The organism is Streptococcus sp. HF-1907 (genome assembly GCF_015594605.1).
GTDB lineage: Bacteria > Bacillota > Bacilli > Lactobacillales > Streptococcaceae > Streptococcus.
In genome coordinates, this window is the sequence record NZ_JADNQT010000001.1 from 245508 (window position 1) to 259737 (window position 14230).

Sequence of the window (14230 nt, forward strand, 5' to 3'; positions counted from 1 at the left end):
AACAAGAGCTATTCCCGAACGAAATAGCTCTGCTTCTTTATAAATCTTGATATAATGCAATGTAGTCTTGACTAGCACTATCCCAAGAAAAGTCTCTAGTCATCGCTTGTTCTTGCAACTTACGCCAAGCGTCTTTGTGATTCTTGTAAGTATCTAAGGCGAAATCAAGTGTAGTAGTCATCCAAAAACCACTGAAGTTATTAAATGAAAATCCTGTTCCGCTACCAGTTACTGGATTGTAAGACTCAACGGTATCGCGAAGACCACCTACTTCATGAACCAATGGAAGCGTTCCATAGCGCATAGCCATCATTTGTGAAAGCCCACATGGCTCAAAGGCTGAAGGCATGAGGAAGAGGTCACAAGCAGCGTAAATTTGCTGTGCCAATTCTAGGTCAAATGTGATGTTAGCAGATAATTTATCTGGGTAATGTTGACCAAACCATGAAAATGCATTTTCATAATCAGCATAACCTGTACCAAGCACAACGATTTGCAAATCTCTTTTCAGAATATTGCTCAACTCATTGACCACCAAATCAAAACCTTTTTGGTCAGTCAAGCGTGAAACAATACCAATAAGAGGTACGTCATCACGGACTGGCAAACCAACACGTTCTTGCAACGCAGCTTTGTCCTTAGCCTTACCAGTCAAATCATCGACTGAGAAATGGGTAACCAAGTGTGGGTCTGTTTCTGGATTGAACAAATCAGTATCAATACCATTGACAATACCAGATAGTTTGCCAGATTCCATGCGCATGATTTGGTCAAGTCCCTTACCAAATGCAGGAGTTTTGATTTCTTCGGCATAAGATGGTGAAACAGTCGTCACACGGTCTGCGTAAAGCACTGCTGCTTTCATCCAGTTAAGGCAATCATTCCAGCGAAGAGTACCGTCTGCGTAACGTTCGTAACCGACACCAAAGAGTTCCCAAAGCATGCCTGGGTCAAACTGACCTTGGAATTCGATGTTGTGGATAGTAAAGACAGTTTTGATGTCTTTATAAGCGTTAATCCAGTGATATTTTTCCTTAAGCAAGAAAGGAATCATCCCTGTATGGTAGTCATGCACATGAAGAACATCTGGAATGAAATCAACTTTTTCCATGAGTTCAAGCGCAGCTAATTGGAAGAAGGCAAAGCGTTCACCATCATCCCAATCGCCGTAAACATGCCCTCGGAAGAAATAATCATGATTGTCAATGAAGTAGAAAGTCACACCATCGCGGACAATCTTCTTCACACCAACATATACACGACGCCAGCCGAGTTCTGTGTAGAAGTACATAACATCTTCGACTTGGTCACCAAATTTAGCATCAACGACATCATAATAGGGGAGCACAACGGCAACCTCGTTACCGTTTTTAACAAGAGATTTAGGTAATGCCCCAATGACATCGCCTAAACCGCCTGTTTTGGCAAAAGGTGCACCTTCTGCCGCAACAAACATTATTTTCATTGAATCACATCCTCAACAATTTCAGTAGCTTTAGCAATAACAACTGGATTTTCTTTTGTACCGCGAATAGTTACGCCTGGTGCAATTGAAACGTTTTTATCAATGATGGCATTTTCAACAACTGCGCCTTCACCGATAATAACTTTAGGGAAAATGATACTGTTAACAACTTTTGAATTTTCTTTGACACGGCAGTTACGTGAAATGATTGAATGTTCAACATTTCCTTTAACAATACTACCAGATGCAAATTGTGCATTTTTAACAGTTGATTCGTTAGCAAAATATGTTGATTCTTCATTCTTAACTTTTGTATAAACCTTTTGATTTGAGTAAAGAAGTGAATAGAATTTTTGACTGTCAAGCATGTCCATGTTGGCATCATAGTATGACTTGATAGATAAGATATTAGCAAGGTAGCCAGTGTATTCAAAGGCCAAAGCTTGGGCAGACACTGTCAAATCTTGAAGAAGATAGCGGAGCTTACGAGGCGCTTCTTTTTCAGCTTCTGCTTCCATTTGCTCAATCAACCAAGGTGTATTGACAATGTAGATACCAGCTGACATTTTTTCTGTTCCTTCATTGCTAGCTTCTGATTTGTGACCGACAACTGTGTCTGAATCATCAACTTCAAGAATATCATTAACAGAGGAAACAGCTTCTTTAGGCATTTTCTTATAAACAACTGTCAAATTGCGCTTGTTTGCATTGTGTAAATGAATAACTTGCGCCAAATCAATGTTGCAGAGGATATCGCAAGACATATAGATAGTTTGGTCAGATCCTGAACGTTTGAGATAAGTCAAAATTTGGTCATAGTAATCTTTATCTGCTGTTGAACTTTCCATACTTGCATTGTAGAAGCCAAGGAAATAGTGGCTAAGCAAGGTATTGAGTCCCCATTCACGACCTGAACGAATGTGGTCAAAGATAGAACGGATATTTTGTCCACGGAAGATTCCATAGACGCTACGAACGCCGGCATTTGCTAGATTTGACAATTGGAAGTCAATGAGACGATATTTACCATCAAAAGGTAAGCTTGCCAAAGGACGTGTATCTGTTAAGCTTTTCATTTCATGAAAGCCAATTGTGCTTCCTAGGATTGCAGAATATTTATCAATCTTCATTTGGTACCCCCACTACTTCATTATAACCAACAACTTGCACTTCTTCTGTACCGTCAATGACGACACCTTCACCAATTTTGGCACCTTCACCAATAATAGCACGAGTGATTTTAGCACCTTCACCAATGATTGCACCACTCATGATAAATGAATCTTTGATTTCAGCACCTTCTTTAACTTGAACATTAGTTGAAAGAATTGAGTGATCTACTTTACCTGAAACAAAGCATCCATCAACAACCAGTGAATCTTTGACATCAGCTTTTTCAGTGATAAAGTTTGGTGGAGCAATCAAGTTTTTAGAGTAAATTTTCCATGAACGGTCACGGCTGTGAAGCTCATTGTCTTCACCAATGTATTCCATGTTTGCTTCCCAGAGTGATCGGATTGTTCCAACGTCTTTCCAGTAGCCTTTGAAGTTGTAAGTGTAAACACGTTCACCAGATTTAAGATAGGCTGGAATAACATTGTTACCAAAGTCAGACATATCAACATTGTTCTTTTCAGCATCAACTAACATCGTACGTAGGCGTTTCCAGTCAAAGATATAGATACCCATTGAAGCCTTAGTTGATTTTGGATGTTCTGGCTTTTCTTCAAACTCAACGATACGGTCATTTGAGTCTGTGTTCATGATACCGAAACGACTTGCTTCTTCAAGCGGCACATCAATAACAGCAACCGTTAGGCTTGCCTTATTGTCTTTGTGTGTTTGGAGCATATCGTCATAGTCCATCTTGTAAATATGGTCACCTGACAAGATGAGAACATATTCTGGATTGATACTGTCAATGTAGTCAATGTTTTGGTAGATGGCATGGCTGGTACCTTGGAACCAACGGTTACCTTCAGTCGCTGAATAGGGCTGAAGAATTGTAGCTCCAGACTTGATGCCATCAAGTCCCCAAGATGAACCGTTCCCGATATGACTGTTGAGGGCTAGTGGTTGGTATTGCGTGATGACTCCGACATTGTTAATACCAGAGTTAGCACAGTTTGACAGTGCAAAGTCGATGATACGATAGCGTCCACCAAATTGTACTGCGGGTTTTGCAATACTTTGTGTTAATTTTCCGAGACGAGTTCCTTGTCCGCCTGCTAAGATAAGTGCCAACATTTCATTTTTCATAGTTCGTTCCTTTCAGCGTTCTTTTCGTCTTTTTCTTTACGTTTACCTAGTCGTCGTTTTAGACGCCAAATACTTGCTCCTAAAGCCGGCAAGGTAAAGGTTAGGGTTTGTTGATAGTCTTTCCATAGCCCTGCTTTTGTTTTTGTTACAGGATTACCTTCTTTCCAAGTACCTCCAAATTCACTCATTTCAGTATTTAATACTTCTTCATAAAGACCTGCTATCGGTAAACCAATTGTAAACTGGCGACGCTCAACAGGAGTTGTATTAAAAACGCAGACTAACAGATTTCCTTTTTTATCTTTTCGGATAAAGGATAAAACAGATTCATCTTTATTGTCAGCATCGATAATCTCAATTCCATCGTAGGAATCATCGATTTGCCAAAGAGCTTTGTGCTCCTTGTAAAATTGGTTGAGGTGGCTGGTAAAGCCTTGCATTTTTAGGTTCAACTTATCTTCTAAGTTGCCCCATTCCAATTCATGGTTATACTTCCATTCCAAAAATTGTCCAAATTCACTTCCCATAAAGAGCAATTTCTTTCCTGGGTGGCAAACTTGATAGGTGTAGAGATTGCGCAAGCCTGCAAATTGATTGTAGCGGTCTCCCCACATCTTATGCATCATACTCTTTTTACCATGGACAACTTCATCGTGTGAGAATGGCAAAATGAAATTTTCATTGAAGCAGTACATGAAACTGAAGGTCACAAGATTGAAATCATACTTGCGGTAGTATGGATCTTCTTCATAATATCGCAAAATATCATTCATCCAGCCCATGTTCCATTTGTAGTCAAAACCTAAACCATCTTCTTCCAAAGATTTGGTGATAGGCGTCGCTGCCGTTGACTCTTCTGCAATCATCATGACATCTGGATGGCGATACTTGATGATACCATTTAGACGGCGTAGGAAATTGTAGCCCTCTAGGTTACGATTGCCACCGAAAACATTTGGTGTCCATGGTCCTTCATCGTAATCACGATAAAGCATATTACTTACAGCATCAACACGAATACCATCAATATGGTAGTATTCAATCCAGAACAGAGCACTTGAAATCAAGAAAGATTGCACCTGATTCTTGCCTAAGTCAAAGTTGAGAGCTCCCCAGCGGTAATTGTGAGCGCGGTCGCTATCTTGATATTCATAGGTTGCAGTCCCGTCAAAATAAGCTAAGGCATCATCATTTTGAGTGAAATGTCCAGGAACCCAGTCAACAATGACACCGATATTATTCTTGTGACAGACTTCTACAAAATCTTGGAATTCTTCTGGTGTCCCGTAGGTATGTTCAAAAGCAAAGTAGCCCATCAACTGATAGCCCCAACTCATATCCAGAGGGTGTGCCATCAGTGGCATGAATTCAACATGTGTGTAATTCATTTTAACCAGGTAAGGGACCAACTCATCTTTCAATTGTGAGAAAGTCATTGGCTTGCCTGACTCATCATTTTTCCAAGAACCTGCGTGAACTTCATAAATGCTAACGGGACGCTCTTTGAAACCTAGTCGCTTACGACGTCCCATCCAGAGACCATCTGTCCATTTACGGTCTGAAAGTGTTTTGACGACTGCACTTGTTCCTGGGCGTTTTTCCATATAAATGGATACTGGATCGATTTTTTCAGCCTGTTGACCACCTTGTCTTTGAACAAGATATTTGTAGAGTTGACCTGCTTTAGCCAAATCTGTGCGAACTTCCCAAACACCCGCTTCATTTTTGGTCATAGCAAGAGCATTTTCTCGCCAATTGGTAAAGTCGCCAATCACCCACACTTGCTCAGCATTGGGTGCCCATACCCTAAAATAGTAATAGTCAGGATTTTCCTCATCCTGATGAACACCAAAATACTCTTGAATATGGAAATTTTCTCCTGTTCCAAAAGTATAGAGACTCTCTTCGTTCATCTACTTACCTCTTTTTCCCTCAAAGCCATGAAAATAGTGTAAAAGTGATAAAAATAAATGTGATACAAGCCATTTGTAATTATTTTCATCCCTACTATTTTTCTGCAAATCGTTTCCTCAAGACTAATCACAAACGATTAATCTAACAAAAAAATAACCTGAGAAAACTCAGATTATTCCGTAATATCAAGGATCATAACGGATAAATCTTCCAAAGTTGATTTATCGTGGCTTGTTTTTTTATGATTTGATATTATTATACCACTTTCAATTGGTTTTTGCAAGCGTTTTCTAGTACTGTTGAAAACAATTTCAATTTTTTTATCATCTTCAATGGTATACTTGACAAAACCTGTGCCACTTTCTGCTTCTTCAACGAAAACATGCTTTCGAATATCTTCATAGGTTGGGTATGAGAAATATGGTGTCTTGGTTTTCCAAGCAATCATTTTTCTCATAAAATCAATCGTTGTTTTGTAGGTCGTCACATGTTCCCAGTTGATTTGGTTAACGTTGTCTGGAGCATTGTAAGCATTCATGGCTCTTTCGCGGTCTGCCTGTGTCAATTGTCCATTGTTACCAGTTGGGAAGAGTTTAGTGCGTAGAAACTCCTGCCCGATTTGCATGAAGGACATCCCTTGCATCAATAGATTCATAGCGCCAGCCAATTCAACTCGGTGACGGTGCTGCTCAGCATCATCCTCTGGATGTAAAGCTAGTAGAAGGTCGTTAAGGTTATAATTGTCATGAGCCTCCACGTAATTAACAACCTGTTCTGGAGCTAGATAAGAAGAAAGCTCATCACTTCCTAGCACAGCCTTAGCAATCTTGTCTTCTGTCGCCTCACCTGACACGAAACCTCGTTTAAAATCACCGTAGACTTCTGCACCTTTAACCGCATTTCGTTGGTCATCATTGAAGAAACCAATTCTTGGCATGAGGCGAGCGTTGTCTTTCTTAGCTTTTTGTTCTGGAGCAAGGCCTGTTCCCATATCCCATCCTTCACCAAAAATCAGAATACGTGGGTCAATTTTATCAACTTCCGCACGAATACGATTCATCGTCTCAACATCATGGAGCCCCATAAGGTCAAAACGGAAACCGTCAATGTTGTATTCCTTAGCCCAATATAGAATTGAGTCAATCATGTATTTGCGGTACATTTCCTTTTCGCTGGCCATTTCATTACCACAACCAGAGCCGTTTTGGAAAGTGCCGTTAGGATTCATACGATAATAATAATCGGGAACGGTCATTTGGAAGGCTGAATCAGTTGATGAGAAGGTATGATTATAAACCACGTCCATGATGACTCCTAGCCCTGAATCATGATAATCTTGAATTAATGATTTTAATTCTAAGACACGTGTCGCAGGTTCATGTGGATTAGAACTGAAACTAGCCTCAGGAACGTTATAGTTTTCTGGATTATAACCCCAGTTGTAAGCATAGTTACCATCTGAGTCAAAATTTTGATGGTGGTCGAAAATCGGTTGCAACTGAACGTAATTGACACCCAAACTTCTCACATAATCAAAACCTGTCACGTCTCCAAAACGGTTTCGTGTGCCTGATTCGTGGAATCCTTTGAATAGGCCACGATTTTCAGGAGATACCCCTGAAGTTTCAGATTTTGAAAAATCTCTGATGTGTGTTTCATAAATGACAGCTTGATTAGGATTGTCCAACCGCCAAAAGGCTTCTTTACCGTGTTTGACCTTAAAATGCTCTGGTTTCAGATGGTGGCTGGCAACAACAATCGAACGACGACCGTTGGCTGTCGTCGCGATGGTGTAAGGGTCTCTAGTATCTGAGAAAGTTCGTTTACGGTGATAAACTCGGTAGCAATAAGCCTGGTAATTCAAATCTCCCTGAACCGTAGTAGACCAAAGTCCAATCGTATTATGCTCGTGATGATTTGGGTTGATTTGTTCTCCCCGCGTCATGGTAATGACACGATGAACGCTGGCTGATTCATCTGTTGAGTTATATAGAACTAATTCAACTCGCTCTGCTGTCGGTGCCCAAAGGCGAAAATCGGTCTGCGTCTCTTGGTAAGAAAATCCTAGCCATCCATCAAACCCCCATTTACGGTCAAAAGCTCTGCTATTTACCGCCATATCAAAAGCACGAGGCTGACGACGGCTGTAAGCATGACTGGCAACTGCCGCTTGTCGAGAGTAATAAACCGTGTCATCTCCTTCAATCAGCCACACTTCCTTCTTAGCACCGCCCTGAGTCAAATCAATCCGAAATTCACTACTGTGGTGATTCCAGTGCTGGTCTTTGACAATGACATAACAGTGGGGCAAAAAGAAAGGCAGAGGAAATGACACCTTAGCCATGGCACCGAAACTATCGAATCGTGAAAAATAGCTGTCGCTACCTTCCTTACCATCCCGCCAAGTCCACAAACTCAGCTTAAAATAATTACTGTGACGACTATGATAATGAATTAAAACGGAATTATCCATCCTTTAGTTCTCCTCTGCAACTTCTAAATCTTCTACTTCATGAGAGAATTTTTGTGCAATAGCTTCGCGCGCCAAGACTTCTGGGTCAAGTAACAAAGCATCGTCTGAAATCTCGTCTGTATCTGCATAGAATGTGATATGATTCTTCAAATTTTCAAGCACAATCGGTGCGTCGCCACCGTATTCACCGTCCAAATTGATCATCATTTGTTGATCAGACTGGGGTTCAATATTGATATAGCTTGTCTTAATGTACTCGATACGAGGATCGTTGATGTGTTTGCCACCAGCTAGAACTAGACGAATCAAGTGAAGAATTTCAATCAAATTGGCTGTTTTGACAAGGATTAAAGTGAACTTTCCATCGTCCAACTTGGCATCGGGCGCAATGGTTTCAAAGCCTCCGACAGAATTGGTGATGGCTGCAAAAATCATTGACACTTCACCATCAAACACACCATCATCATGGGTGATTTTTACTGGGACTTTACTGACACGTGGCAATAGCTCTGCCCCTTTTGCCAAATAAGCCAAGTAACCAAAAGTCGTTTTCAACTGACTTGGGACGCTGTAAGTCAACTCAGTCAAGGAGCCAGCCGCAGCAATATTGATAAAGTAGACTTCACCACGCGCACGACCAATGTCCATTTTGACCATTTGATTTTTACCAATCAGTTTGGCTGCTTCAACAGGATTTCCGCGAGGAACTTTCAAAGCACGCGCAAAATCGTTGGTTGTTCCCGTCGGGATGATAGCCATTTTAGGACGTTTGGGAAGTGGAGCAATACCATTCACAACCTCATTGATTGTGCCGTCACCGCCAGCTGCAATCACCAAATCAAAACCAGCCTTAGCTGCTCGTTTAGCCTCATCTCGTGCCGAATTAGGAGCCGGTGTCGTCTGAAATGCTGATGTTTCATAACCGAAACCTTCCAAAATATCCAAAACCTCAGCCACATTTTTCTTCATGATTTCTTGACCAGATGTCGGATTGTAAATCAAACGTGCTTTTTTATGTTTTTTCATCCTATTTCTCCTATAAATTGAGCAACCAGTCCTCACCTCGGATGTCGATTCCCAATTCTTGTGCCTTAGCTAACTTGCTTCCTGCATCACTGCCAGCTACAACTAGGCTGGTTTTTTTAGAGACACTGCCGGTTACCTTGGCACCCAAATTTTGCAATTTTTCCTTGGCCTCATTGCGGGTCATTTGTTCTAATTTTCCTGTTAAAACGACGGTCATTCCTGATAACTGCGCGTCTGCTTCTACTTTTTTACCTAGGTAGACCAAGTTGACGCCGCTAGCTTTTAATTCCGCTAGCAACCTCTGTGCCTCTTCCTTAGCAAAATAGCTGCGCAGCGATTTTGCAATAACCTCGCCTAAGCCTTCAATGGCTGAGATAGCATCCTCATCTGCGGCTACCAATGTGTCCACATCCCCAAAGACCTCGAGGAGCTGACGACTAGCCTTGCTACCTACGTGACGAATCCCCAAACCAAACAAGAGTTTCTCCGCTGAATTAGCTTTTGAGGTTTGAATGGCATCGTAAAGTTTTGTTGCCGATTTTTCCTTAACACCATCAAGTGTCACCAAGTCCGCAACTGTCAAGCGATAAATATCCGCAACGTCTGCTACCAACTTGGCTTCGAACAGTTTATCAACAATAGCCGGACCAAAACCAGAAATGTTCATGGCATCACGGCTGGCAAAATGCGACAAACGCTCTTTTATCTGAGCCGGACAGAGGGGATTGATACAACGCAAGGCCACCTCGTCCTCATAATGCAACAAATCACTGCCACAAGACGGACAAGCTGTCGGAATAGGTATTGGCTCCTGCTTATCACGCTTAGCTTGAACAACATTTAAGACAGCTGGAATAATGTCACCCGCCTTGTAGACGACCACGGTGTCACCAATACGAATGTCTTTTTCAGCGATATAATCTACATTATGCAAGGTTGCACGGCTAACGGTCGTTCCTGCTAGTTGGACAGGAGTTAGGTTAGCAGTTGGCGTTACGACACCTGTACGACCAACTGTCCAATCCACTGATAAAAGCTCCACTTCTTTTTCCTCAGCGGGGAATTTATAAGCAATAGCCCAACGAGGTGCCTTAACTGTGAAACCAAGCTCCTCCTGCATGGCTAAGCTATTAACCTTAATCACAATACCGTCAATATCATAAGCCAAATCATCACGGTCAGCTTCGATTTGTTGAATAAAGTTCCAAATCTCATTCATGGACTCCGTCACAATGCGACGGTCATTGACAGAGAAACCGTAGGCTGTCAGTTCACGCAAAACATCATCTTGCGTTTCCCTTTCAGTCGGGCTAGCTTCTTGATAAAAGAAGGTTGCCAAGTTGCGTTTTGAAACAACGGAGGTGTCCAATTGGCGAAGTGTTCCCGCAGCCGCATTTCTCGGATTGGCAAACTCAGCTTCACCGTTTTCTCTGCGCTCTTCATTGATTTTATCAAAAGACGCTATTGGGAGGTAACATTCTCCTCGGACAGTGATGTTCAATGGCTGTTCTAGCTGTAAGGGGATGTCCTTAACCCGTTTTAGATTTTCAGTGATGTTCTCACCGACCGAACCGTCACCCCGTGTTGCTCCAACTTGTAAAACGCCATTAACATAGGTCAGAGATATGGACAATCCGTCAATTTTCAGCTCTGCCATGTAGCTTGCGTCTGGAAACTCTGCCTTAACACGCTGGTCAAAATCATCCAATTCTTGGCGCGAAAAAGCATCCTGCAAGGAATATAAAGGATACTCGTGTTCGTATTTTTCAAAACCCTCTAAAACAAGACCGCCGACGCGATGTGTCGGACTATCAGGCAAAACTTGCTCAGGATGAGCCTTTTCCAATTCAACCAATTCTCGATAAAGCTTGTCATACTCGCTATCTGAAACAGTTGGCTTGTCTTCTGTATAGTATTCTTTGGCGTAACGATTTAAAAGCGCTACCAATTCTGTCATTCGATTTATCATGCTATTATTTTACCACAAATGTAAGTGTTTGAAAGTGATAAACTTTGATTTTGCAAAAGTAAAAACGAGACTTGTGCTAAGCGGATGTCACCACTCAAAACAAGTCCCGTTTTTTGTATTTTATTTTGTTAAATCAAGGCGTTTGCCGATTTTGTCCATCAAGATGGCTCCGACAAGTAGGGAAGCAAATTCACCAAAGGCAGTTGTAAACCATGTTAGGAAAAATGGTGCTTTGGAAACGATTGTCAATTCTGCTGCTACTGTGACCATTGAAACTGAGAAAAAGATCGCAAAGAATAAGAAGGCTTTATTGAACACACCTGCTAAAACATAATCTTTTTTATAACGGTCAAATAAAATCACACCTAAGGTCACAAAGACAAGGGTTGACCCACCACCAACAAAAACATCGATTAAGCCAAAACTTGCGAAGTTGGCAATCATACAACCCAAAGTCAAGCCAATAATGTACTTGCGGTTGTAAAAAGCTAAAAAGTTAAGCATTTCTGAAATGCGGAACTGATAAGCCCCATAAGAAATAGCATTTAAAGGCGGTGTCATAGTCAAGACAACATAGAGTGCGGCGACAATTGCAATGTGCGCATAGTCACGGACAGTTAATTTTTGCATAAGAATCTCCTTTGACGTCTCAGATTGATTGCCATCAATCCAGCGTGTGTAATATGCTTGGCGAAAGGAACTAAGCACCAAGGGTTGCTAGGCAACTTTTCTAGTATAACATAAAACACTCACAAAACCAAGACAAGCCCAAACTTCTATGATATAATCAAAACATGAATAAGAATAAATTAATTTCCATTATGAAGAGCGAGGTCTTCCTTTATCTCGTCTTTGGTGTTCTTGCGACACTAGTCTACATGATTACACGCTCGATTTTATTTGCTATTACCCGAGAAGCTACGATTTCAGCAGTTATTGCTAACTTCACTGCTATCATTTTCGCCTTCTTCACCAACGATAGTTTTGTTTTTAAGCAAGTACGTCAAGGCTGGTTTCAACGCTTTGTTAAGTTTTTTATTGCCCGCCTGTCAACTTTGGCGCTCGATTTAGTGCTTGCTTATTTGTTGGTAACCAAATTTCCACAAATTATTGGACAATTCGTTCACCAAAACATCGATGCGGTTAATGCCATTGAAACGCTATTTTCTCAGGTTTTGATTATTGTTTTAAACTACGTTTTCAGTAAATTACTCGTTTTTAAAAATAAGGCTTAAACCACTAAAAGGAGTTGTATTTCCAGCAACTCCTTTTCATTTTTATCAAAAAAGACCTGAAATTTTCAAATCTTTTACATGTTCAGTGTTCACCTTTTCGACTCTGGATAATGGACAAAATATCTCCACGGCGGCTTTCAATCTTTCCACAGCGCAGCTCCTGATAGGTAGCGTTAAAAATAGCACCAAAAATCAAGATATTGGCCAAGAAAATAAACCAGACCATGAGGATGAAAATCACCACCGAACCAAAGGTTTTCAAATTAACCATGCGCTCAATCGTGCGAAGGACGTATTTACTAACCATATTGCTCAACAGAATAATAACCATCGTTGAGAAAATCGTTCCTGGCAAAATGTAACGAATCTGATTGATCCGAACATTGGGCAGAATAAAGTATAGCAGTAGAATCCCTATAAAAATGGTTGCCACTGTGACAGGCTGCGCCAAATTTAAAACAAGTCCTGTAAAAGTATCGCCAAAATCATATTGAGCCACAAAAATCTGGAGAAATGGTCTTGAAAAAGTTGAGAAAATCAAGACAAAGGTCAGTAGGAAGAGGATGATTAAACCCGTTCCAACTCCAACCAAGTGTCCAATCACAAAATCTCTATGCTGGGCAACTCCATAAGCCTTGTTAATAGCTTTTTGCAGTGATGTCAAACTTTTTGACATGGTCCAAAAAGCTGTCAAAGTCGCCACTCCCAAAATCCCCGTAGATGGCTTAGAAAAAAGGTCAATGGCCACACCTGACACCGGTCGATAGATATTAGCTGGCAAGTTTTTTTGCAAAAAAGATAAAAAATCGCTAATATCTATGTGGAGATAGGGGAAAATATTGGCCGCAATTACCAACAAAGGAAATGCTGTCAACAAGAGATAATAGGCCACTGCAATCGCTGATAAATCCATCTCCGCACTTCGATAATGCCGAAGATAAACTTGAAGAGGCTCGTATTCTAATTTAGCCAACAGCCTCCCCAAGAAGGGTTTCCTATTCATCTTAGTATGTTCTTTCTTCTCCTTGGCTGGTCAGGATAATTGGACCATCTTTGGTGATAACAAATTGGTGTTCGTATTGGCATGACAAGCCCCCATCAAGCGTCTTATGAGCCCAACCAGTCTTCATGTCTGTGTCAATTTCCCATGTACCAGTGTTAATCATTGGCTCAATAGTCAAGACCATACCTTCACGCAAGCGAAGTCCACGTCCAGCTGTCCCGTAGTGAGGCACCATTGGTTCTTCGTGCATAGTTGGACCGACACCGTGTCCCACCAAGTCACGGACAACACCGTAACCACGACTTTCTGCATATTCTTGAATCGCTGCGCCAATATCACCAATACGATTGCCAATAACAGCTTTTTCGATACCGATGTACATGGCTTCGCGAGTCACTTCCATCAAGTCTTTGACTTCTTGTGAAACTTCACCAACAGCGTAAGCCCAGCAAGAATCTGCCAAACCACCAGTATAGCTATCAGTATATTTTTTAACTTGCGCAACATTGTCAAAATTCAATTTTGACACGTCTACAACAGATTTATCAAGCGGCTCACTCAAAACCATATCAACTTTCAACAAGTCACCATCTTTCAAGATGTAGTGACGTGGGAAAGCATGCGCTACTTCATCGTTCAACCCGCAACAAGTTGCATAAGGGTAGTCCATAACAGCACCATCAACACCAATTTGCAAGGGAAGAACATTAGCCTCTTTACAACGACGGCGAACATACTCTTCAACCTCCCACATATCCAAACCTGGTTTGATAAGGTCGCGAAGTCCGATATGAATACTGGCAAGGAAATCCCCTGCGCGATCCATAGCTTCGATTTCGCGTGCTGATTTCAATGTAATCATTTGTCTTTTTCTCCTCTAACTACT

Annotated in this window: 11 protein-coding genes and 1 riboswitch; of the genes, 1 reads left to right on the top strand and 10 read right to left on the bottom strand. The window is 41.3% G+C overall.

Annotation, left to right across the window (positions count from 1 at the left end):
* Positions 1 to 37: 37 nt before the first annotated feature.
* The 8 genes from glgA to IYQ92_RS01185 form a co-directional block, all read right to left on the bottom strand.
* Positions 38 to 1465 carry a glycogen synthase GlgA gene (glgA, locus tag IYQ92_RS01150; protein ID WP_195674927.1) on the bottom strand — a complete coding sequence of 476 codons (1428 nt, stop codon included), beginning with the start codon at positions 1463 to 1465 and terminating at the stop codon, positions 38 to 40.
* Complete coding sequence (gene glgD / locus IYQ92_RS01155; RefSeq protein WP_195674928.1) at positions 1462 to 2595, bottom strand: glucose-1-phosphate adenylyltransferase subunit GlgD; 1134 nt, start codon at positions 2593 to 2595, stop codon at positions 1462 to 1464. The genes glgA and glgD overlap by 4 nt, the downstream gene beginning before the upstream one ends.
* Positions 2585 to 3724, bottom strand: coding sequence for a glucose-1-phosphate adenylyltransferase (locus tag IYQ92_RS01160; protein WP_195674929.1), 1140 nt, complete (start codon positions 3722 to 3724; stop codon positions 2585 to 2587). Before IYQ92_RS01160 ends, glgD begins: the two co-directional genes overlap by 11 nt.
* Positions 3721 to 5637 carry a 1,4-alpha-glucan branching protein GlgB gene (gene glgB, locus IYQ92_RS01165; protein ID WP_195674930.1) on the bottom strand — a complete coding sequence of 639 codons (1917 nt, stop codon included), beginning with the start codon at positions 5635 to 5637 and terminating at the stop codon, positions 3721 to 3723. The genes IYQ92_RS01160 and glgB overlap by 4 nt, the downstream gene beginning before the upstream one ends.
* Positions 5638 to 5810: 173 nt before the next feature.
* Positions 5811 to 8111, bottom strand: coding sequence for a type I pullulanase (pulA, locus tag IYQ92_RS01170; RefSeq protein WP_195674931.1), 2301 nt, complete (start codon positions 8109 to 8111; stop codon positions 5811 to 5813).
* Between the two features lie 3 nt (positions 8112 to 8114).
* Positions 8115 to 9137 carry a diacylglycerol kinase family lipid kinase gene (locus tag IYQ92_RS01175; protein ID WP_195674932.1) on the bottom strand — a complete coding sequence of 341 codons (1023 nt, stop codon included), beginning with the start codon at positions 9135 to 9137 and terminating at the stop codon, positions 8115 to 8117.
* 10 nt (positions 9138 to 9147) lie between these two features.
* A complete protein-coding gene (ligA, locus tag IYQ92_RS01180) occupies positions 9148 to 11106 on the bottom strand; it encodes an NAD-dependent DNA ligase LigA (protein WP_195674933.1) in 1959 nt (652 codons plus the stop codon).
* 120 nt (positions 11107 to 11226) lie between these two features.
* Positions 11227 to 11736 (bottom strand): QueT transporter family protein, encoded by a 510-nt coding sequence (locus tag IYQ92_RS01185; RefSeq protein ID WP_195674934.1) that lies wholly within the window; start codon positions 11734 to 11736, stop codon positions 11227 to 11229.
* A riboswitch (PreQ1 riboswitch) is annotated at positions 11734 to 11849 on the bottom strand. (Overlaps the previous gene by 3 nt.)
* A gap of 51 nt (positions 11850 to 11900) precedes the next feature.
* Here IYQ92_RS01185 and IYQ92_RS01190 point away from each other — a divergent pair.
* Positions 11901 to 12341 carry a GtrA family protein gene (locus IYQ92_RS01190; protein WP_195674935.1) on the top strand — a complete coding sequence of 147 codons (441 nt, stop codon included), beginning with the start codon at positions 11901 to 11903 and terminating at the stop codon, positions 12339 to 12341.
* A gap of 82 nt (positions 12342 to 12423) precedes the next feature.
* Here the strand turns inward: IYQ92_RS01190 and IYQ92_RS01195 are convergent, their stop codons facing one another.
* Together IYQ92_RS01195 and IYQ92_RS01200 are read right to left on the bottom strand one after the other, a co-directional pair.
* Complete coding sequence (locus IYQ92_RS01195; protein ID WP_195674936.1) at positions 12424 to 13344, bottom strand: YihY/virulence factor BrkB family protein; 921 nt, start codon at positions 13342 to 13344, stop codon at positions 12424 to 12426.
* Position 13345: 1 nt separating this feature from the next.
* On the bottom strand, positions 13346 to 14206 hold the full coding sequence (locus IYQ92_RS01200; RefSeq protein WP_195674937.1) for a methionyl aminopeptidase: 861 nt from the start codon (positions 14204 to 14206) through the stop codon (positions 13346 to 13348).
* Positions 14207 to 14230 lie beyond the last annotated feature (24 nt).